Raw genomic sequence first — 21646 nt, 5'->3', positions numbered from 1 at the left:
TGTAAACCTTTAAGAGTACACAAAAAAAACCGGACATGTCTCCATGTCCGGCTTTTGAACTTAACGAATTCTCACTTCTGTCTCACTGTCAAAGAAATGGCCTTTATTCATATCAAACGCCACCGTCAGCTCATCACCTGATTGAATATCGAGACGGGCGTCGATCCGCGCAATAAAGTCTTGATTATTAATCTGCGAATAAATCATGATTTCAGAACCGAGCAGCTCTGCGACATTGATTTTCGCTTTAATCGAAGAGTTCTTATACGATTCCACGACAATTAATTCATCATGAATATCCTCAGGACGGATCCCGAAGATGACTTCTTTGCCAATGTAGCCCTTTTCACGCAGCACCTTCATTTTTCCTTCCGGCACGGTTAATGCTGCAGAACCGATTTTGATTACGCCGTCCGTCAGCTTTCCTTTGAAAAAGTTCATCGCCGGTGATCCGATAAATCCGCCGACAAATACGTTTTCAGGGAATTCGTATACATCCTTCGGCGTCCCGATCTGCTGGATTTTTCCGTCTTTCATGACCACGATCCGTGTCGCCATCGTCAGCGCTTCTGTCTGGTCATGCGTCACGTAAATCGTTGTGGTTTGCAGCCTCTGATGAAGCTTAATGATTTCCGCCCGCATTTGCACCCTCAGCTTCGCATCCAGATTCGACAAAGGCTCATCCATCAGGAACACCTTTGCATCCCGCACGATTGCCCGTCCAAGTGCGACCCGCTGTCTCTGCCCGCCTGACAGCGCTTTCGGTTTGCGGTGCAAATATTCCTCCAGCCCGAGAATTTTAGCGGCTTCTTCTACCCTTTTTTTGATTTCTGGTTTCGGCATTTTTCGAAGCTTCAGCCCGAATGCGATATTATCGTAGACCGTCATATGCGGATAGAGCGCGTAGTTTTGAAATACCATCGCGATATCCCTGTCCTTTGGCGCTACATCATTTACCCGTTTTCCTTCAATATAAAAATCGCCTTTCGAAATTTCCTCAAGCCCTGCAACCATCCGCAGCGTCGTTGATTTCCCGCAGCCTGACGGGCCGACGAATACGATAAATTCCTTATCGGCAATGTGAAGGTTAAAGTCATCAACAGCCGCTTCCTTCTGATCATAATATTTATAAATGTGCTCCATCCGCAATTCAGCCATCTAACATCCCCCTTTGTTATTGTAAACGCTTTCTTAATTTGAGTGTAACAGCTTTTTCATATCGCTGGAATGGGCAGCGTTCATAAAATCAGCCAGCCATTTTTCGTGCATATTTCCAATTTATTCTGAAACTTCGCTTTGCAGGCAGATAAAATAGGCGAGCAGCGCGCCTTTATACGTTTTAATGTCTATCCCTGACCGCTCAATAAATTTATCAATTCGATATTGCAGGCTGTTGCGGTGCAGATGCAGCTTTTTTGCCGTTAACGTCACGTTTGAATTGTTTTCAATAAAGAGCTTGATTGTCTTCCTCAGCTCAGATTCATTTCCAAATAAAAGCTCCGCTTCTTCAGAGAGCAGTGTCTCCAGCTTTTCTTTTTCTGCTTCTAATAATAAAAAAGGAAAAATCATATCAAAGGTCACACTCTGCACCTGAGGCAGCCGTTTTTCAGCAAACAGGAAATACGTCTGTTCACGGGCGTAATGTGTTCGCAGATTCTCATCCGGCTCATAAAATCTCCCGGCATAAAAACGGACACTGAAGTAGAAATCACTCTCAAGAACTTTAGCGAGTGATTCCAGTTCATCTTTCCCCGCCGCCGCTTCACTTTCCTGCTCGACAATCACGCCTCTGTCCTCATGCATCCACACAATGACAAAAGACACCGGCCAAAAATGGCGAACGGCTTCCGCAAAGGACACCCGCTCCATTTTGCCAATTAAATGAAAATGAACAAATCTCGTCCGCTTTTTTATGTTCGCCGGCACTTCCCCTTTAGAAAAAAGAAACGCAAACCACTTGTTTTCCTCCGGCGACTTCAAAGACATTTGATTGACCTCATCCGCAGGCGTCAAAAATGACTGCAGCAGCAATGTCTCTTTTTCGCTAATTTCCTTTTTCGGAATGAAGATATATCTCTTATTGTTCTCATCAAAAAAGCATAGACAGTCTTCCTTTACGCAAAGCTCATCAGACACAATCGAACCGGGATAAATAGCCAGCAGCGATTTCATATGGTCTCCTCTCTCATGTAAGGATCTGTATATTCAGTATAAGGCGAAATGCACAGGTTCTCCAATAAAAAAGAGTATATCCGGCATAGATAGACGAGAAACTGAAAGGGAAACCTCGTTCGTTTACATATTGGCTTCAGCGGAAATAGAAAAGGATATGCAGGACAAAAAAAGGAGGGTGATCATGAATGGGTTTAGAAGCGTTGAACAAAAGTTTTATCAACGGAAAATGGACAGAAGGGGAAAGCGGGCGTACGGAGAACATTTTGAATCCATATGACCAGTCTGTGATTACAACAGCATCGTTGGCAACAAGCAAACAGCTGGAGGATGCGTTTGACATGGCACAGCAGGCGCAAAAAGAGTGGGCCAAGAGCACAACAGAAGACCGAAAAGCAGTCCTGCAAAAAGCGCGCGGCTACTTACAGGAAAACCGTGATGACATCATCATGATGATCTCCCGCGAAACCGGCGGAACGATCATTAAAGCAACGATCGAGCTTGAGCAAACCATTGCGATTTTAGATGAAGCCATGACGTATACCGGCGAGTTGGGCGGCGTCAAAGAGGTTCCATCCAACATTGAAGGAAAAATCAATAAGATTTACCGCCTTCCGCTCGGTGTGATTTCATCAATTTCTCCATTTAATTTTCCCATGAATTTATCAATGAGAACGATTGCACCTGCGATTGCGCTGGGAAACAGTGTTGTTCACAAGCCAGATATTCAAACTGCTCTTTCCGGAGGAACCATCATTGCAAAAGCATTTGAACACGCCGGCCTTCCTGCGGGTGTCCTCAACGTCATGTTGACGGACTTAAAGGAAATCGGGGACGACATGCTGACCAATCCAATCCCGAAATTAATCAGCTTTACGGGATCAACCGCAGTCGGGCGTCACATCGGTGAAATCGCTGGGCGTAACTTCAAGCGGATGGCCCTTGAGCTCGGCGGCAACAACCCATTTGCCGTCCTATCAGACGCGGATGTCGATCGTGCTGTAGACGCCGCGATTTTCGGGAAATTTATTCACCAGGGACAAATCTGCATGATTATCAACAGGATCATCGTTCATCAAGATGTGTACGATGAGTTTGTTGAAAAATTCACCGCCCGTGTCAAACAGCTTCCGTACGGCGATCAAACCGATCCGAAAACCGTTGTCGGCCCGCTGATCAACGAACACCAAATCGAAAAAGCGCTGGAGATCATTGAGCAGGCAAAGGCAGACGGCATTGAGCTTGCGGTTGAAGGAAAACACGTCGGAAACGTGCTCACACCGTATGTCTTTGTCGGTGCAGACAACAACAGCAAAATTGCCCAAACGGAGCTGTTTGCCCCCATTGCCACCATTATCAAAGCCTCCAGCGATCAGGAAGCGATTGATATGGCAAATGATACAGAATACGGCCTCAGCTCGGCTGTTTTCACTTCTGATTTAGAAAAAGGCGAAAAGTTTGCCCTGCAAATTGACAGCGGCATGACCCATGTCAACGACCAGTCCGTTAATGACTCGCCGAATATCGCCTTTGGCGGAAACAAAGCAAGCGGTGTCGGCCGCTTCGGAAATCCATGGGTAGTCGAGGAATTTACCGTGACGAAATGGATATCAATCCAGGAGCAATACCGCAAATATCCGTTCTAAACGAACAAATCCCTCTGCTTCAAGTGCAGAGGGATTTTCATTATTTAGATATGTCAACAAACCCTTCGCCAAACACATCGCGCACGTCATGAACGATTACAAACGCTTTTTTGTCACAGCTTCTGATGATTTTCTTCAGCATGGACAGCTCCTGTTTGTTAATGACGATATACAAAATCTCTTTCGACTGGCCCGTATAGTTTCCCTTCCCTGATAAAATCGTGACACCCCGATCCATCAAGGTATTCACCTGCTCCGCAATCTCACTCTTATTTTCCGAAATGACCGTAATGGCTTTTTTCGTATTCAATCCTTCAATAATGAAGTCCATCACTTTCGTTCCGATATACAGCATCACGATCGTAAACATCATTTTTTCCGCACCAATAATAAAATAAGAGCTAAATACCACGATTAAATCAAAGAACAATAACGCGTAGCTGATATTCCAGTCTAAATATTTATTAGCGATTCTGGCCAGAATCGCAGAACCGGCGGTTGTGCCGCCGACTCGAATAATCATGCCAATACCGACTCCCGCAAATACACCCGCGAAAATCGTATTAATGATCAATTCATTAGACGGAATGCTCCACCCGTGTGTCAGATGGAGAAAAAGCGAATTCGCCGCTACGGCAATGATGGTATAGACAGTGGTTTTACCGTCTAGAAACTTGTAGCCGATTAAAAGCAGAAATGCATTTAAGATAAAGTTCGTTACTCCGGGAGACCATTGAAACACATAATACAAAATCAGCGTAATCCCAGTGACCCCGCCTTCCCCAAGGTCATTGGGAATCGCAAACAAATTCACTGCAAGCGCGAAGAAAAAAGCACCAATCACAAGCATCAGCACATCAAGCATTTTCTTTTTCATCACAAAACACTCCTTCTCCAGATAGTATCAACAAAAAAACCCAGGAGTACGCTCTCGCAAAAGAGCAGAAACTCCTGGGCTTTTATCCCACCGTGTCATAACAGCCAGGCTGTTATGTGTTTTCTCTCGGTCACAGACCAATTTGCATTGCGGAACCCTAGAAAACCACTGTTTTTTATCATATCTTGTTTACTTTCCAATATTAGCATTATAAGGGACGGTTCGAATTGGTTCAAGGGGTATTTGCGGAGATTTATTCAGATGGGCTACAAGATAAAGCGATTTATTTATTAACAAATAATAGATATGACCGATAAGAAAAATAGCATATATTTTACAAGTAAAATTAACTATAAATGATAATAATTATAAGAAATTCATAATTTTATATTGACTAAGTGAAATAATATAGGCATTATAGTACATATGTTTTGTACATTTAATTACATAGGAGGAAATATAATGGCAGGAAAACTAGTACCCTGTAAAGCTTGCGGTCAAGAAATTGCAAAGGGTGTAAAAAAATGTCCTAACTGTGGTAAGGATCAACGTAACTTTTTTATGCGACATAAGATCATTACGTTTATTCTCGCAGTTGTTGTTATCATTATTATTGCTAACATTGGCGGCGGAGGCGGTTCAGAAGCCACTTCCAAAACATCAAGCAGCAGCAAAGCAGAAACTGAAAAAACATACAATATCGGTGATACTGTAAAAACTGAAAAAACTGAAGTAACGGTTACGAAAGTAGAGGACAGAGATTCTGTCGGCACTCAATACATTGAAAAGAAAGCGTCTGATGGAGGCACTATTGTAGCTGTTCAATATACAATTAAAAACGTATCTAAAAAGCCGATAAGTTCTTTTTCAATTCCAACTGTTAAATTAGTTGATAGCGATGGCACTTCTTATGATTCCGATATCGATGCTTCTTCGACCTATGCAACTGAGACAAAAGTTGACAACTCTAAAATATTAAGTGATCTAAATCCTAATATTAAAGTAACAGATGTGAAAGCATTCGAAGTGGACAAGGATGCTTACGCTAAAGGAACTTGGAAACTCAAATTCAGTAATGATGTTATTGTGAAAATCAAATAATAGCTGAAAAGGGCCTTCTCTGTTGAGAAGGCCTCTATTCTTATTCCGCACTCTTATACCCATTCACATTAGAAGACTGCCATCTCCAAGAATCAGCACACATTTCCTCAAGGCCTCGTTTCGCTTCCCAGCCCAGTTCCCGCTTGGCTTTTGCAGGGTCTGCGAAGCAGGTCGCAATGTCTCCAGGACGGCGGTCCGCAAAACGGTACGGAACCTCTTTCCCTGACACTTTTTCAAAGGCTTTGACCATTTCAAGCACGCTGTAGCCTGTGCCTGTTCCGAGGTTGTATGCGTCGGCTCCTGTATCGTTCAATACTTTTTCCAGCGCTTTGACGTGGCCTTCTGCAAGATCAACGACGTGAATATAATCACGTACGCCTGTCCCGTCTTTTGTCGGATAGTCATTTCCGAATACGCTTAGTTGCTCAAGCTTGCCGACAGCCACCTGCGCCACATACGGCATGAGGTTATTCGGAATGCCGTTCGGGTCTTCACCGATCCGTCCGCTTGGATGCGCGCCGAACGGATTAAAGTAACGAAGCAGCGCAACGCTCCATTCATTGTCGGCTGTATGCAAATCACGCAAAATTTGTTCAAGCATGAGCTTCGTCTGCCCATAAGGATTTGTCGCACCTAATGGAAAATCCTCCGTAATCGGTGATGTTTCCGGAACGCCATACACCGTCGCAGACGAACTGAATACGATTTTTTTGACGCCGTATTTCTCCATGACCTCACATAAAATAAACGTTCCTGTCAGATTGTTATGATAATATTTGAGCGGAATCGCCACAGATTCACCGACTGCTTTTAACCCCGCAAAATGAATCACAGCTTCAATTTCATTTTCCGCAAAAACGGAATCTACCGCTTCCCGGTCCAATAGATCCGCTTCATAGAACGTTAAATCTTTTCCCGTAATCTCCTTGACGCGGTTCAGCGCCTCAGCCGAGCTGTTGGACAGATTATCAAGAACGACAATCTCATAGCCGCTGTTCAATAACTCCACACATGTGTGGCTTCCGATGTACCCGGCACCGCCTGTAACAAGTATTGCCATGATGTAAACCCTCCTAAAAAATGACCTGATATTATTATATAGTGTTTAGAACTGGCCTACATCCATTTTTAAGAAGTTTAATCGTTTATTAATAGTTTCTTCATATTTTTTGTAGGCAATACGATAAGACGGACAATTCACCGGAAATCTTATTTATGGATTTGGCCTGACAGGAATGAAATAGCGCGCTGAAAAAGCAGGCGGTTCCCTGTCCCTCAGCACTGTGCAGCCGAGCGGCCTGCAAATTGAGCTGGCATTGCCGCTCACGACAACAAATAAGGAGCAAAAAGATGAACAAAGATAAAATACGCGTCGCACTTGCCGATGATCAGCCGCTGGTGCGCGAAGGATTCCGCTATGTCATCAACGCACAGCCGGATATGACGGTTTCCGGTGAGGCCGGCGACGGTCACGGCATCATTGCACTGGCAAAGCAAACAAAACCCGACGTCATCCTCATGGATGTCCAAATGCCACATTGCTTAGGCATCGAAGCAGCAAAAGACATTATGTCCGCACTCCCAGATACAAAGATAGTCATTTTAACCACCTTCGACACGGAAGAATATGTATTTGAAGGCATCCGTGCGGGTGCAGTCGGCTATTTGCTGAAAGAATACGCTTCCTGAAGAATTGATAGACGCCATTCGCGCCGCGGCCAGAGGCGAAGCGATTTTCCGTACGGCCACAGCTGCTAAAATGATCAGTGAGACATTTCGCTCGAAGCAACAGACTCAAGCCGAAGAACTGGCAGAGCCGTTTACCAAAAGAGAGCTCGAGGTTCTTCAGCAAATGGCCTATGGGTTGAGAAATGAAGAGATTGCTGAAAAGCTTTTCGTCAGCGAAAGCACGGTGAAAACCCACGTGCACCGCATCCTGCAAAAATGTAACGCCCAAGACCGGACACAGGCAGTCGTTTTTGCCATTCGAAACGGTATTGTGCAATAGAAATCTCTCATCCCGCCATGATAAAATAAGACAAAGGAGATGATTGGAAATGAAAGAAGAAATCATTGAACGGTTTACTACATACGTAAAGGTCGACACACAGTCCGATGAATCCGTCGACACCTGCCCTTCCACACCCGGCCAATTGACGTTAGGAAACATGCTTGTCGATGAATTGAAGTCAATCGGCATGCAGGATGCAGCCATTGATGAGAACGGCTATGTCATGGCGACTCTTCCCTCCAATACTGAAAAAGATGTGCCGACAATCGGCTTTCTCGCCCACGTCGACACCGCCACAGACTTTACCGGCAAAAACGTGAATCCCCAAATCGTAGAAAGCTACGATGGAAAAGACATCGTTCTCAATGAACAGCTGCAGGTCATCCTGTCGCCTGATCAATTCCCTGAGCTGTCCGGCTATAAGGGCCACACACTCATCACCACAGACGGCACAACCCTTCTCGGCGCAGACAATAAAGCCGGCATTGCCGAAATCATGACAGCCATGGATTACCTCATCAAACACCCTGAAATCAAGCACGGCACAATCAGAGTCGCCTTTACGCCTGATGAAGAAATCGGGAGAGGCCCGCACAAATTTGATGTGAAACGATTCAATGCGTCCTTTGCCTACACAGTTGACGGCGGTCCGCTCGGCGAGCTTGAATACGAAAGCTTCAATGCCGCTGCCGCAAAAATCACGCTCAAAGGCAACAACGTACATCCCGGCACGGCAAAAGGGAAAATGATCAACTCTGCAAAAATCGCAATGAAGCTGAACAGCCTGCTGCCGGCAGACGAAGCGCCTGAATATACAGAAGGCTACGAAGGCTTCTACCACCTGCTGTCGATTCAAGGAGATGTAGAGGAAACAAAACTCCACTACATTATCAGAGACTTTGACAAAGAAAACTTCCAAAGCAGAAAAGAAACAATGAAGCGAGTCGTTGAAGAACTTCAAAACGAATACGGGCAAGACCGGATTCAGCTTGATATGAACGATCAATACTACAACATGAGAGAGAAAATCGAACCTGTCATCGAAATCGTCAACATTGCCGAGCAAGCGATGAAAAACCTCGGCATCGAACCGAAGATTTCTCCAATCCGCGGCGGCACGGACGGATCCCAGCTGTCCTACATGGGACTCCCGACGCCAAACATCTTTACCGGCGGGGAAAACTTCCACGGAAAGTTCGAATACATCTCAGCTGATAACATGGTCAAAGCCGTAAACGTCATCGTTGAGATTGCAAAGCTGTTTGAAGAACAGGCGTAATGCCAAAAGCCAGTCCAAAAAAGGGCTGGTTTTTTTGCGTAAAAACGAAACATTTTGAATACATCCTCCGTAAAACAAGTATGAACACATAAGGAGGAAAAACAATGACAAAACATGCAATCGCTGCAAAAAAGAGCCTATTTAAAAAATGGATCACGATCCGGCCTCTTAAAATGCAAAAGAAATCGAGCCCGTTTCAAAAGATCAGAAAAATGTTCAAACGCTTCTTCTGATCAGTCATCCAAATCCCCAAAACCACAATCTGCATTCCCCCGTACCGCCCAAATGCTCCGTAATTTGGGTTTTTTGTGTTTGATTCCGAAAAATAGGGTATACACCTAACAAGCAAGAAAACAGCACCCAAAAACAGGTAATTGGAATTATGTAATTTTAGGTTAAAAGTTATATAAAGGAATTTATTTTATCGTCGATAGTAACTATAGAACCAATCATCAACATGAACTATCACCAATTTGCAAGACTATTTTCAGGTTATCAGGTTAGACTGTTTTTGAGGGGCAGTTATTTATTTTTAACCAATTTGGAATTTTTTGAATACTTTTTGACATTTTATCCGTACAATAGAGAATACCAAAACTTTTTTTGGGAGGAATGTAAAATGATCCTTTTTATTATCATCGCATTATGCGGCTATCTTCTTTTTTCTTTCAGTAAGGACAATCGCCGCAAACCGCAAAAGACAAGCCCTCTGCCAGCAGCCGCACCTCATCACAACAACCTAATCGACCTTGACGCCATCCGCCAAAAACGCCGGATGCATCTATCCTAATTCATATATCAAACGAAAAGGCTGCTGAACAATGCAGCCTTTTTCAATTTATCATCCAGCGTTTCTGATCACTAGACTTGGTGCTTGAAACCTTTTTGCCCCCTGTCCGTAATCTCTTATAAGGCAAATCCAAAAGGAGACTTCAGCAATGATCGAATTATTTATGAAACAAAAAATGTTCTCGTTTAAAGATGCATTTCACATTTATGACCGGGATGAACAGGAGACATTCAAGGTCGAGGGACGGTTCTTTTCGTTAGGGGACTCGCTGCAAATGACAGATTTATCCGGAAAAACGCTCGTATCCATTGAACAAAAAGTGATGTCTTTATTGCCGCGATATGTGATTTCAATTGGCGGGGAAACAGTTTGTGAGGTGACGAAGAAACTAACATTTTTCAAACCAAAATTTGAAATTTCTAAGCTTAACTGGGAAATTGACGGTGACTTGTGGAAGGATGAATTCCAGCTGACGGACGGAAAGAATGTCCGGATGTCGGTGAGCAAGAAGTGGCTGAGCTGGGGTGATTCCTATCACTTGCAGATTGCAAACGAGGAAGATGTGCTGATCTGCACGGCCATCGCTATCGTGCTTGATATGGTATTATATGACGATGAAGATGAAAGTATTTTCTAAAAAGTGTTGACAATTGAGCCAAAAGTAATAATATTAAGATAATTGAAATCTGAATATGAAGATTACCTTATCAAGAGAGGTGGAGGGACTGGCCCTATGATACCCGGCAACCGCTGTTTCAAACAGAATGGTGCTAAATCCTTTAGAACATTGCGTTCTTGCAGATGAGGCAGAGATTTGATCGTTCAAGCTCTTCCTTACACAAAGGAAGAGCTTTTTTATGCTCAACACATTTCAGAAAAGAGGCGAATGACATGGCTCAACAAACAAATGCCGCAGGACAAAAAACAGTACAACAACACAAAGCTCCTTTCCGCGCCGATCATGTCGGCAGTTTACTGCGCTCCGCTCCGGTAAAAGAAGCCCGGCAGAAAAAAGCGGCCGGCGAGATCACAGCGGAACAGCTTCGTGATATTGAAAATCAAGAAATCACCCGCATTGTGGAAAAACAAAAAGAAATCGGTCTCGATGTGGTAACAGACGGAGAATTCCGCCGTTCTTGGTGGCATTACGATTTCCTGGAAGGGCTTGACGGAGTGGAACCGTTCATCCCGGCTGAAGGGATTCAGTTCCATAACGCGAAAACAAAAGCACGCAGCATCAAAGTGACGGGAAAACTTGATTTTACGAGCCACCCAGCGCTTGCCGATTATCAATTTTTACATGCGATTGCCGGCGACGCGACACCAAAGCTGACGATTCCGAGCCCGAATATGCTGTTTTTCGGTGAAAAAGCGGATAAAGGGATTTATGACGACCAAGAGGAATACTTTCATGATCTGGCCCAAGCGTACAAAAAAGCAATTAAAGCCTTTTATGACGCTGGATGCCGCTATCTTCAGCTTGATGATACGTCATGGTCTCTTTTCTTTGAGGAAAAAGGCAGAGAGGTTGTCCGGGCGCTCGGCGGCGATCCAGAAACATTGCCTGCCTTGTTTGCCAAAACGATTAACGATGCAGTGGCAGACCGCCCTGATGATTTAGCAATCACGATGCACATTTGCCGCGGCAACTTCCGTTCGACTTGGGCGGCATCAGGAGGCTACGACGCTGTAGCGGAAACGATTTTGGACGGCTTAAACCTGGACGGCCTGTTCTTGGAATACGATGATGACCGCTCTGGAAACTTTGATCCGCTCCGTTTTGTGAAACGCAAGGATCTGCAAATTGTGCTCGGCTTGATCACATCGAAATACGGCGAGCTCGAAAATCCTGATGATGTGAAACGCCGAATCAATGAAGCTGCGCGCTTTGTCAGCCTGGATCAGCTGTGCCTCAGCCCTCAGTGCGGTTTTGCCTCTACAGAAGAAGGCAATCTTTTGACAGAGGAGCAGCAATGGGCAAAACTGCGCCATGTCGTCGACATCGCCAACGATGTGTGGAGATAATCTATCATTGACAGAAACAGAAAATGTGTGAATAATAGATACTATCAGAAAATTTCATAAAAAGGTTTTCCTTATCAAGAGAGGTGGAGGGACTGGCCCTGCGATACCCGGCAACCGCTGTTTAACAGAATGGTGCTAAATCCTTTAGAGCAATGATTGCTCTTGAAGATAAGGTTGAGATTGTCACGCAAGCTCTTCCTTATCCAAAGGAAGAGCTTTTTTATATTCGAATGGAAAGAAGGAATGGACAACATGTCACAACAAACAACACCCGCAGAACAAAAATCAATTCAAAGAAAAAAACCGCCGTTTCGCGCGGATCAAGTCGGAAGCCTGCTGAGATCAGAGCCCGTCAAAAAAGCGCGGCTGCAAAAAGCGGCCGGCGAGATTACGGCTGAGCAGCTTCGCCAGATCGAAAACGATGAAATCATACGCATTGTGGAAAAACAAAAGGAAACCGGCTTGAACGTCGTGACAGACGGTGAATTCCGCAGAGCGTGGTGGCATTTCGATTTCCTGGAAAACCTGGATGGCGTTGAGCCGTTTACTCCTGAGCAGGGCATTCAATTCCATAACGTACAGACAAAAGCACGCGGCATTAAAGTCACAGGCGATATCGACTTTTCAACTCACCCAATGCTTGAAGATTACTCATTTCTCCATAGCATTGCCGGTGACGCGACGCCAAAAATGACGATCCCAAGCCCGAATATGCTGTTTTTCCGCGGAAAACTGGAAAAGGATGCATACAAAAACGATTATCAACTTTTCCAGCACGATGTATCCAAAGCATATAAAAAAGCGATTCAAGCGTTTTATGACAGAGGCTGCCGCTACCTCCAGCTTGATGATACGGCATGGGCTGTTTTCTTATCTGAAAAAGGCTTAAAACAAATCGAAGCGTTCGGCACAACGCCTGACGAGCTTCGCCAGCTGTTTGCGAAATCGATTAACGACGCGATTGCAGACCGTCCGGATGACCTGACGGTAACCATGCATATTTGCCGCGGCAACTTCCAGTCCACTTGGACAGCAGAAGGCGGCTATGACGCAGCAGCCGAAACCATTTTTGACGGCTTAAACCTGGACGGTCTATTCCTGGAGTATGATGATTCACGCTCAGGCGGATTTGAACCGCTCCGTTATGTAAAGCGCTCTGATCTTCAGCTTGTCCTTGGCTTAGTCACATCTAAATTCGGTAAGCTTGAACATCCGGACGACGTGAAACGCCGTATCGAAGAAGCGTCCCGTTATGTGAGCTTAGACCAGCTTTGTCTCAGCCCTCAATGCGGATTCGCTTCAACTGAGGAAGGCAACAAGCTGACTGAAGAACAGCAATGGGCGAAGCTCCGCCATGTGGTTGAGATCGCTAACGATGTTTGGAAATAAGCCAAAAAACACACTTGATTCTCTAACGGAGCAAGTGTGTTTTTTTATGTCATTGAGCGGTGTAGCCCCCATCAAGGACGACAGCCTGCCCGGTGACGCCCTTCGCTTTCCCGCTTGCCAAAAACACCGCATAATCCGCGATTTCCTTGACGGAAAGCAGTCGTTTTTGCGGGACCAGCGGAAAAATGACCTGTTCAAGTACGGAGTCGTAAGGGACATTTCTTGTTTTCGAAAGATCGCTCAGCTGATTGCGGACAAGCTGAGTATCGACATAACCCGGACAGAGCGCGTTGACTGTAATGCCGTGGGGCGCGCCTTCCAGCGCCCCGACCTTTGTCAGCCCAATAACGCCGTGCTTGGCGCTATTATAAGCGGATTTCCCCGCAAAGCCGACTAAGCCATTAACAGACGCGATATTAATGATTCTGCCAAACTGCTGTTTTTTCATGATCGGAAACACATGCTTCATCGCGATGAAGGGCGCCGTCAGCATGACCTTGATCAGCTGTTCAAAGGTTTCTGTGGGAAACTCTTCAATCGGGGCGACGTGCTGAATACCGGCATTGTTCACCAAAATATCCAAGCGGCCGTATCGTTTTTGGATGGTGTTCACCGTATCAGCGACTTGCGCTTCCTTTGTCACATCACACGGAACGGCTGCTGCGTCAAAGCCTTCTTCGGCAAGCTTGGAGGCGGCCTTTTCACACGCTTCCTGATGGAGATCCGAAACGATGACGCTGGCGCCTTCACGGGCGAATTCCCTTGCGATGTCGAATCCGATTCCGCCGGCTGCCCCTGTCACCAATGCGACTTGTTTGTTCATGTCAAACACCTTCCCATTAAGAATTTTGTTTGAGCACAGACTGGCTTACAGCGAAATTAGCTTCTGTTTTTTCATAAACCTCTTCAATTGTGACGCCTTCCTGAAGCTCAGTCAGTGTCATCCGGCCGTTATCAAAATCAAACACAGCCAAATCCGTAATCAGCCTGTGCACGACTTTCTGGCCTGTCAGCGGAAGGGTGCAAGCTTGTTTCACCTTTGACTCGCCATGTTTATTGACATGCTCCATGATGACAACGATCCGTTTCGCCCCGTTGACGAGATCCATGGCGCCGCCCATCCCTTTGACCATTTTGCCGGGGATCATCCAATTGGCCAAATCGCCCTGCTCAGAAACCTCCATGCCGCCGAGGATAGCCAAATCGATATGCCCGCCTCTTATCATTGCGAATGACTCAGCGCTGTCAAAATAGGAAGCGCCCGTCACTTCAGTGATCGTTTCCTTTCCTGCATTGATCAAATCCGCGTCTTCTGTTCCTTCCACAGGATAGGGGCCGATTCCGAGCAAGCCGTTTTCTGACTGAAGCATGACGTGAACGCCATCGGGTATCTCATTTGCGACAAGCGTCGGCATTCCAATCCCAAGATTGACGTTCATGCCATCCTTAATTTCTTGTACAGCCCGTTTGACCATTCGTTTTCTCGCTTCCTTCATTTCGCCTCACCCTTTCCCGCCGCTTGCCGAACTGTTCGTTTTTCAATCCGCTTTTCATGGCTCGCACCAAGCACCACATGCTGTACGTAAATTCCCGGTGTGTGGATGTGATCTGGATCGAGCTCTCCCGCTTCCACGATTTCTTCTGCCTCGGCAATCGTGATCTTGCCTGCCATGGCGGCAACGGGATTGAAATTTCTCGCCGTTTTCCGAAAAACCAAATTCCCCATAGTGTCCGCTTTCCACGCTTTGACGATCGCCACATCGCCGGTAATGCCTCGCTCCAGCACATATGTCCGGCCGCCGAACGTTTTATGTTCTTTTCCCTCGGCTATTGAGGTGCCGACGCCTGTCGCCGTGTAAAATCCCGGTATGCCCGCGCCGCCTGCGCGAATTCTCTCGGCGAGCGTTCCTTGAGGAACAAGCTCGACCTCAAGCTCTCCGCTTAAAAACTGCCGCTCAAAAATTTTATTTTCACCGACATAGGATGCGATCATTTTCTTGATTTGCCTGTTAGCCAAAAGCAAACCAAGCCCCCAATCATCGACTCCGCAATTGTTGCTGACAACGGTTAAATCCTTTACTCCCTGGTCTCTTATCGCCAAAACGAGCTGTTCAGGAATGCCGCACAGCCCGAATCCTCCTGCGATCAGCGTATCTCCATCATGAATCAGTTCCGCAGCTTCCTTACTAGATGACAGCACTTTTCCCATATTGATGCCCCTTTCGTTTTCTCCTACACTAGACCCGTCAGGCTGTAAATCGCGATCACAGCAAATACGGCAGCCGTTTTGATGAGCGTGATCGCAAAAATATCCCGATATGATTGCCGGTGAGTCAGTCCCGTCACGGCCAGAAGCGTGATGACAGCACCATTATGCGGCAGCGTATCCATACCGCCTGATGCCATCGAAATGACCCGATGCATCACTTCCGGCGGAATGTTGTAAGCCTGAATCGCCTGCAAGTATTGATCCGACATCGCGCTTAACGCAATGCCCATACCTCCTGAAGCCGACCCGGTGATTCCCGCCAGCGCCGTTGTCGTGACAGCTCCGTTTACAAGCGGGTCGGTAAAGGTGTGCGAAATTCCGCTGCTCAGCTTGTGAAACCCCGGCAGTGCGGCGATAACGCCGCCGAAACCATACTCGGCACCCGTATTCATAGATGCCAGCAAGGCGCCGCCGATCCCTTCATTCAGCCCTTCCTTCATTTGGGCAAACACTCTTCTCCAATCAAATAAAATCGTTGTAATGATGCCAATTACCAGAGCGAGCTCAACCGACCAAATGGCAGCTGCTGAAGAAATATCAAGCTTTCCGAACTCCTTTAATCCGATCGACGAAAAATCAAATCCATTCGGATACCACTTTGGAAGGTATATGGTGAAACATTTATTCATTGCACCTACGAGTATAAGCGGGACAAAGGCAAGCGCATGCTGCACCGGGCTTTTGTCAGGTTCTGCCGCGAACTCAGACTTTTCGAGAGCGGCTGAATCCTCCGAATCAAAACCGCTATAGCCTTCGCCGAATGCCTGTGCTTTTTTCCGCCTCGATTCCAGATAGAGCATGCCCGCTGCCAGCACAATCACTGCGCCGATCAAGCCAAGCCAAGGAGCGGCATAAATGTCTGTTTTGAAAAACGTCGTCGGGATGACATTTTGAATCTGCGGCGTACCCGGAAGTGCGTCCATCGTAAACGTAAAAGCCCCTAAAGCAATCGTTCCCGGGATAAGGCGTTTCGGTATGTTTGCTTCTCGGAACAGATTTTTTGCAAAAGGGTATACGGCAAACACGACAACAAACAGGCTGACGCCGCTGTACGTCAAGATAGCGCCCATCAGCACAATGGCAAGTATCGCTCTTTTTGCCCCGACAAGCCTGACAATCGTTTTCGCAATCGATGCCGCAAGCCCGGACATTTCGACGACCTTTCCAAAAATCGCACCGAGCAAAAATACCGGAAAATACAGCTTAATAAAACCCGCCATCTTTTCCATAAAAATCGATGAGAAAAAAGGAAGCACATGGCTTGGATCAGTCAGCAGCACCGCGAATAACGCGCAAATCGGCGCAAACAATATGACAGAAAATCCCCGATACGCCGTAAACATCAGCAAGCCTAGTGCCAATAGAATAATGATCAGTTCCACAAGCATCCCCCATTTCTACGGACTAGAAAGCGTTTACAAAAACTCCCCGCATCGGCTGTTTCCGTCCCCTTTCCATATGTACGAGAAGCGGGGGCCAACTATTCCGATTAAAAAAGGAAAGCTCCTTTTTTCGGAGCTTTCCTCTGCCATTCATTTCATTCCTATTAGGATATCGACATCAACCGTGATATCGGCTGATTTCATCTCTTTCAGCAGGCTGACTCGGTCTTTCGGCGCCGACCAGGCGAGCGGCGTCATCTGGAGCAGCCAATGTATCGCTTGCCGGTTAAGCGTTTTGATATAGCGCAGCCTCGCTTGATGACTGCGTTCAACATTCGCTGTAAAACGCTCAACAGCTGCCGTATTGGAATACGTACGCCTTGGTGAATCAGTATATAAAAATTGCCTTAATTCTATTAAATAATCTTTTCGCGGCACTACTTTGATGAGCATGCCGTCATCCTTCAGCAATCTATGAAACTCTGCATAATTGGACGGCGAAAAAATTGACAGGACAACATCAAATTGGCGGTCATGAAAGGGCGCACAAGCCACATCGGCAACCGCCCACATTTGATCTTTGAATGTCTTAGAAGCTTTTACAATCCCATCCTTTGAAAGATCGATGCCTGCTCCCATCGCTGTTTTCCCTGCATAATCAAAGCCGCAAAGCGAATTCAAATGAGATCCCTCACCGCATCCGCTGTCCAAGATGGTGAAAGCTTGTTCACCAGATTTGAAGTGACTGATGAGATCTGCCATTGCATGATGGAGCGGTTCAAAAAACCGGCATTCCCCAATCAGCCTGCTCCTCGCCTCAAAAAGCCCGGCATCGTAACCGGTTTTGACCGGCTTCGTCAGGAAGTTCACATATCCGTGCCGAGATCTATCAAATGTATGCCCTCGTTCTGTACAAATCAAGCTTTTTCCTGAAGCCGCATCCATGGAAGAACCGCAGAGCGGGCATCGAAACATGGGGGCGAATTGGCTGACATCAGCTGTTCGTTTCATGATAAAAACACCTCATTCATTCATTTTTAGATAAATGAAAAAGGCATAGACAAATAAACCTGGGCCTCTCTCAAAAATTGGCCAGGTCTGGCAGATTGTCTATACCTGTCATTATCTATAACGAATGAATTGGATAATCATGAAAAAAACTCCCTTTTTTGCTGTATGGGGTTTCCCCGCTCCTATCATACAACAATTAGCCAGAAAACGGAATGAGATGCTCAACGACTGCTTGTTCACCAAAGTCATCTCGATTCAGAAAATGAAGTAATGCGTCTGCGGTTTCTTCAGGGGACTGTAATTTCCCTGCTTTCTGTAACTGAATGAATTCATCAACATATGGAAAATCTTCTTTGCGGACCGAGCGGATTTCAGTTTGCAGCTGAGTGTCAATCATCCCGGGATAAACCGATGCGATTTTCACTGGATTCTGCTGATTCGCCTGTTCCAGATTGATGCTTTTCGTAAATGAATCCAGACCCGCTTTTGACGTGCTGTAGCAGCTTTGTGAGGGCAATAAATATTTGGCTGAAGCTGACGAGATATTCATGATTCGCTTATCCATTTCGATGTGCTTCGTGTGCTTCATAAATTGGGAGGTCATGACCATTGGAGCAATTAAATTCACCTGCATATGCTGGACAATGTCTTCCGCTTTATTGTGTTCAATCGGCGCCACAGGCGACAGCACACCGGCATTATTGATCAAATAAATGCCTTCAGGCTGCGGATCATGTTTGATGTGTTCAAACAAGTCTTGAAAGAGTGCTTCAATCTTGTGGGTCTCTCTGAGATCGAACGAGTAATATTGCAAATGGGTGTCCTGATCAATCAGGCTTTGATTAGGCTGTCTTGAAATACAATACAGCCGATGGTTACAATGAATGAGTTTTTGGGCTAGTGCTTCGCCAATCCCTTTTGACGTGCCCGTAATGATGATATGCTTCATTTCTCCCCTCCTGAATTCTTAACATCATATCAACATAGCAATCCAACATGTTTTTCCTTTATTTTCTCAAATTCAAAATATAAATTTTATTATTGTGAAAATAGTTAAAAAGGTTGATTTTCAAAAAGTGAAAGGATAAAATACTGCTATCATCTTAGAAAATAGACATTCTTGTATATGATCAGTAATATGGTCTGATTGTTTCTACCTAGTAACCGTAAAAAACTAGACTACAAGAAAGTTTGAATAAATTTGAACGAGTTGAAAAGGACAAGTTCTTTTCTGTTTGCTCTTATTTTTCACACTTTCTGCACTTCCAGAATTTGTGAAGGATAAGAGCTTTTTTTGTTTCCATAATAAACCTCATAGGAGTTGCTATCATGTACTTTTTATTAAACCTTGTCGGTCTCATTGTGATTATGGCAGTTGTATTCCTATGTTCTCCGCAGAAAAAGAAAATCAAGTGGCGCCCGATCATTACGTTAATTGTTCTGGAATTGCTGATTACTTGGTTTATGCTGGGAACGAAAGTCGGGAGCTGGGCCATCGGCAAAATTGGTGATTTCTTCACTTGGCTGATTGCTTGCGCCAGTGACGGTATCGCGTTTGCCTTCCCGTCTGTCATGGCGAATGAAACAGTAGACTTTTTCTTTAGTGCACTTCTTCCAATTATCTTTATCGTCACATTCTTTGATATTTTAACATATTTCGGCATTTTGCCTTGGCTGATTGATAAAATCGGATGGGTGATTTCAAAGGCTTCCCGCTTGCCGAAATTAGAAAGCTTTTTCTCTATTCAAATGATGTTCTTGGGAAATACGGAAGCACTTGCGGTCATCCGCCAGCAGCTTACGGTATTAAATAACAACCGCCTGCTTACATTCGGCTTAATGAGCATGAGCAGCATCAGCGGCTCCATTATTGGTTCTTACCTGTCAATGGTGCCGGCGACATACGTGTTTACAGCAATTCCTTTGAACTGCTTAAACGCGCTGATTATCGCAAACCTGCTGAACCCTGTTCATGTGCCGGAAGATGAAGATATCATCTATACACCGCCTAAAGAAGAGAAGAAAGACTTTTTCTCTACGATTTCTAACAGTATGCTTGTCGGCATGAACATGGTTATCGTTATTTTGGCAATGGTGATCGGATATGTCGCATTAACGTCAGCAGTCAATGGCATTCTTGGCGTTTTCGTACACGGCCTCACCATCCAGACGATTTTTGCTTATCTCTTCAGTCCTTTCGCATTCCTGCTTGGGCTGCCGGTACACGATGCGATGTATGTCGCTCAGCTGATGGGAATGAAATTGGCAACGAACGAGTTTGTTGCGATGCTTGACTTGAAAGAAAATCTCAAATCACTTCCGCCTCACACAGTTGCGGTGGCGACGACATTCCTGACGTCATTTGCCAACTTTAGTACAGTCGGCATGATTTATGGTACGTACAACTCGATCCTTGACGGCGAAAAGTCAACGGTCATCGGGAAAAACGTGTGGAAATTGCTCGTCAGCGGAATTGCGGTATCTTTACTAAGTGCTGCGATTGTCGGCCTGTTTGTGTGGTAGAAACATTGAGCCATATCCCTTTTGCGGATATGGCTCTTTTGATTATTGATAAATAGAGGAAGGCACCTGCACATCCCGGATTCCGGCTGCATAAGGTCCCAAGTCATACTGGCCGAAGACGATGGCGATCCCGTTTTTCGTAAAGTAAAACGTTGTGTCTTGGTTAAGGGTAATATCCTCTTTCTTTACGTCAGGGAAGAACAGCGTGTCATGTTTTTTGATATAGCTGTATAGGTAGTCTTTCGTTTTGCTGATTTTTGTTTTGGAGTTCAGAATTTGATTCAATGTTACCCGCTTTTGTGCTTTCAAGTCATAGTTGAAGGACTGAACAGATGTTAAACCATGGGCGCCGCCTGAATAAATATAATTGAGCGTTTGAATGCTGAGCTTGCCTGCCGCATTGTATTTGACGCTGAAGGATGTTTGATATTCCGCTTTGAAGCCCTGCTGTTCGCCTGCTTTTTTGTTTTTCAGGTATTCCTGATACGATTGTTCAATGTAGGCTTTCAGCTCTTGATTGATTTTCTTTTCAAACGCGTCATTTCCGATGTGATGCACCTGTGGATACTTTAATTCCTTGATCTTTTTGTACGTATGGCTGCTGACAGTCGGTGTTTTCTCTTGAGCTGCTTTTGATGATGGGGCTGCATATGCAAATACAGCAAAAAGCAAAACTGCAATCCCCGCGGCTTTCAGCATGTTATTCCATTTCATACGATCTCCTCCTTTGATGTGCATTGCTTATTATTCCCTTTTTTCTGCAAGGTACACTTTTATAGACTGATGGAAGTGAAAAGAAGTTTCTAGGTCTAATAGCTCGATTTTTCTAATAAAAAAAGAGACACAGTATGTCTCTTTTTTATTGTTTACGCTCAGCAATTGCTTCGTGAACCGCTTGTGCCAAATCTGTATTTCCAAACATCTCTAACACCGCAATGACGGTCTGATCCGGAATGTGTTCTGATTCGTGTTTGGGTACGACCAGTTCGTCCATGGTTTTTTTCAAGCTTTCATTCAGCTTTTGCTGCGGATATGCTTTGGCGTACAGCTCCACCGGATCAAGATCATGGTTCACGCACCATTGGGCAAACACCAAAATCATCATATTTTCATCGCGTTCGTAAGCTTCAGCGAGTTGTTTTTCGTTCATTTGTCATGCTCCTTCTGAAAA

The 21646-nt window shown here is 45.3% G+C and carries 21 protein-coding genes, 2 pseudogenes and 4 riboswitches; of the genes and pseudogenes, 11 read left to right on the top strand and 12 right to left on the bottom strand.

Translation table 11 applies throughout. The features are described from left to right. Positions 1–60: 60 nt before the first annotated feature. Together msmX and CVV77_RS09920 are read right to left on the bottom strand one after the other, a co-directional pair. Positions 61–1158, bottom strand: a complete 1098-nt coding sequence (gene msmX, locus CVV77_RS09925) for a maltodextrin ABC transporter ATP-binding protein MsmX (RefSeq protein ID WP_100275297.1) — start codon at positions 1156–1158, stop codon at positions 61–63. 120 nt (positions 1159–1278) lie between these two features. Beyond that, positions 1279–2172, bottom strand: coding sequence for a PucR family transcriptional regulator (locus tag CVV77_RS09920; protein ID WP_100275296.1), 894 nt, complete (start codon positions 2170–2172; stop codon positions 1279–1281). Positions 2173–2360: 188 nt separating this feature from the next. Between CVV77_RS09920 and CVV77_RS09915 the strand changes: the two genes are divergently transcribed. Next, positions 2361–3818, top strand: coding sequence for an aldehyde dehydrogenase family protein (locus tag CVV77_RS09915; RefSeq protein WP_100275295.1), 1458 nt, complete (start codon positions 2361–2363; stop codon positions 3816–3818). A gap of 40 nt (positions 3819–3858) precedes the next feature. Here the strand turns inward: CVV77_RS09915 and CVV77_RS09910 are convergent, their stop codons facing one another. Further along, complete coding sequence (locus tag CVV77_RS09910; RefSeq protein WP_003236173.1) at positions 3859–4695, bottom strand: YitT family protein; 837 nt, start codon at positions 4693–4695, stop codon at positions 3859–3861. A gap of 69 nt (positions 4696–4764) precedes the next feature. Beyond that, positions 4765–4867: riboswitch (guanidine-I (ykkC/yxkD leader) on the bottom strand. A 389-nt stretch (positions 4868–5256) separates the two neighbouring features. Here CVV77_RS09910 and CVV77_RS09905 point away from each other — a divergent pair. Beyond that, complete coding sequence (locus tag CVV77_RS09905; protein WP_142397318.1) at positions 5257–5796, top strand: DUF4352 domain-containing protein; 540 nt, start codon at positions 5257–5259, stop codon at positions 5794–5796. Between the two features lie 40 nt (positions 5797–5836). On the opposite strand, the gene galE is transcribed toward CVV77_RS09905, so the two are convergent. Then, positions 5837–6856, bottom strand: a complete 1020-nt coding sequence (galE, locus tag CVV77_RS09900) for a UDP-glucose 4-epimerase GalE (protein ID WP_100275293.1) — start codon at positions 6854–6856, stop codon at positions 5837–5839. 127 nt (positions 6857–6983) lie between these two features. Here galE and CVV77_RS09895 point away from each other — a divergent pair. From CVV77_RS09895 to CVV77_RS09865, 8 genes and pseudogenes are all read left to right on the top strand, one after another. Further along, positions 6984–7160 (top strand): annotated as a pseudogene (locus tag CVV77_RS09895) (ATP-binding protein); the annotation flags it as partial. Continuing rightward, a pseudogene (gene yxjL / locus CVV77_RS09890) lies at positions 7147–7804 on the top strand (two-component system response regulator YxJL). The pseudogenes CVV77_RS09895 and yxjL, both read left to right, overlap by 14 nt. A 49-nt stretch (positions 7805–7853) precedes the next feature. Further along, positions 7854–9086: a peptidase T gene (pepT, locus tag CVV77_RS09885; protein ID WP_100275292.1), complete on the top strand. Its 1233-nt coding sequence runs from the start codon at positions 7854–7856 to the stop codon at positions 9084–9086. A gap of 104 nt (positions 9087–9190) precedes the next feature. Beyond that, entirely contained in the window at positions 9191–9319 is a 129-nt protein-coding gene (locus CVV77_RS22380) for a hypothetical protein (protein ID WP_003236190.1), read from the top strand. 278 nt (positions 9320–9597) lie between these two features. Beyond that, positions 9598–9876, top strand: a complete 279-nt coding sequence (locus tag CVV77_RS09880) for a hypothetical protein (protein ID WP_080030776.1) — start codon at positions 9598–9600, stop codon at positions 9874–9876. A 148-nt stretch (positions 9877–10024) separates the two neighbouring features. Then, complete coding sequence (locus CVV77_RS09875; protein ID WP_100275291.1) at positions 10025–10513, top strand: LURP-one-related/scramblase family protein; 489 nt, start codon at positions 10025–10027, stop codon at positions 10511–10513. A gap of 64 nt (positions 10514–10577) precedes the next feature. After that, positions 10578–10684: riboswitch (SAM riboswitch) on the top strand. Between the two features lie 83 nt (positions 10685–10767). Further along, positions 10768–11901, top strand: a complete 1134-nt coding sequence (locus CVV77_RS09870; protein ID WP_100275455.1) for a 5-methyltetrahydropteroyltriglutamate--homocysteine S-methyltransferase — start codon at positions 10768–10770, stop codon at positions 11899–11901. Between the two features lie 68 nt (positions 11902–11969). After that, positions 11970–12076, top strand: a riboswitch (SAM riboswitch). 77 nt (positions 12077–12153) lie between these two features. After that, positions 12154–13290, top strand: a complete 1137-nt coding sequence (locus CVV77_RS09865) for a 5-methyltetrahydropteroyltriglutamate--homocysteine S-methyltransferase (RefSeq protein ID WP_100275290.1) — start codon at positions 12154–12156, stop codon at positions 13288–13290. Positions 13291–13339: 49 nt separating this feature from the next. On the opposite strand, the gene CVV77_RS09860 is transcribed toward CVV77_RS09865, so the two are convergent. The 6 genes from CVV77_RS09860 to CVV77_RS09835 form a co-directional block, all read right to left on the bottom strand. After that, the gene (locus CVV77_RS09860; protein WP_100275289.1) at positions 13340–14113 is read right to left on the bottom strand and encodes a 3-hydroxybutyrate dehydrogenase; all 774 of its coding nucleotides are present in this window, start codon (positions 14111–14113) and stop codon (positions 13340–13342) included. A 16-nt stretch (positions 14114–14129) separates the two neighbouring features. Beyond that, a complete protein-coding gene (locus CVV77_RS09855; RefSeq protein WP_019259883.1) occupies positions 14130–14786 on the bottom strand; it encodes a CoA transferase subunit B in 657 nt (218 codons plus the stop codon). Next, the gene (locus tag CVV77_RS09850) at positions 14783–15499 is read right to left on the bottom strand and encodes a CoA transferase subunit A (RefSeq protein ID WP_100275288.1); all 717 of its coding nucleotides are present in this window, start codon (positions 15497–15499) and stop codon (positions 14783–14785) included. The genes CVV77_RS09855 and CVV77_RS09850 overlap by 4 nt, the downstream gene beginning before the upstream one ends. A 23-nt stretch (positions 15500–15522) precedes the next feature. Next, on the bottom strand, positions 15523–16941 hold the full coding sequence (locus tag CVV77_RS09845) for a GntP family permease (RefSeq protein WP_100275287.1): 1419 nt from the start codon (positions 16939–16941) through the stop codon (positions 15523–15525). 150 nt (positions 16942–17091) lie between these two features. After that, positions 17092–17952: a putative RNA methyltransferase gene (locus CVV77_RS09840; protein ID WP_100275286.1), complete on the bottom strand. Its 861-nt coding sequence runs from the start codon at positions 17950–17952 to the stop codon at positions 17092–17094. Positions 17953–18148: 196 nt separating this feature from the next. Next, positions 18149–18901 (bottom strand): (S)-benzoin forming benzil reductase, encoded by a 753-nt coding sequence (locus CVV77_RS09835; protein WP_100275285.1) that lies wholly within the window; start codon positions 18899–18901, stop codon positions 18149–18151. Positions 18902–19052: 151 nt separating this feature from the next. Then, a riboswitch (purine riboswitch) is annotated at positions 19053–19154 on the top strand. 127 nt (positions 19155–19281) lie between these two features. Between CVV77_RS09835 and CVV77_RS09830 the strand changes: the two genes are divergently transcribed. After that, the gene (locus CVV77_RS09830; RefSeq protein WP_003236213.1) at positions 19282–20475 is read left to right on the top strand and encodes a NupC/NupG family nucleoside CNT transporter; all 1194 of its coding nucleotides are present in this window, start codon (positions 19282–19284) and stop codon (positions 20473–20475) included. 42 nt (positions 20476–20517) lie between these two features. On the opposite strand, the gene CVV77_RS09825 is transcribed toward CVV77_RS09830, so the two are convergent. Both CVV77_RS09825 and CVV77_RS09820 read right to left on the bottom strand, forming a co-directional pair. Beyond that, positions 20518–21189 (bottom strand): DUF3298 and DUF4163 domain-containing protein, encoded by a 672-nt coding sequence (locus tag CVV77_RS09825; RefSeq protein ID WP_100275284.1) that lies wholly within the window; start codon positions 21187–21189, stop codon positions 20518–20520. A gap of 145 nt (positions 21190–21334) precedes the next feature. Beyond that, positions 21335–21625 (bottom strand): hypothetical protein, encoded by a 291-nt coding sequence (locus CVV77_RS09820; protein ID WP_003236216.1) that lies wholly within the window; start codon positions 21623–21625, stop codon positions 21335–21337. Between the last annotated feature and the right edge of the window lie 21 nt (positions 21626–21646).

The sequence above is a fragment of the Bacillus sp. SN1 genome, from assembly GCF_002796895.1.
GTDB classification, from domain to species: domain Bacteria; phylum Bacillota; class Bacilli; order Bacillales; family Bacillaceae; genus Bacillus; species Bacillus inaquosorum.
This window is presented reverse-complemented; position numbering and strand designations above follow the sequence as displayed.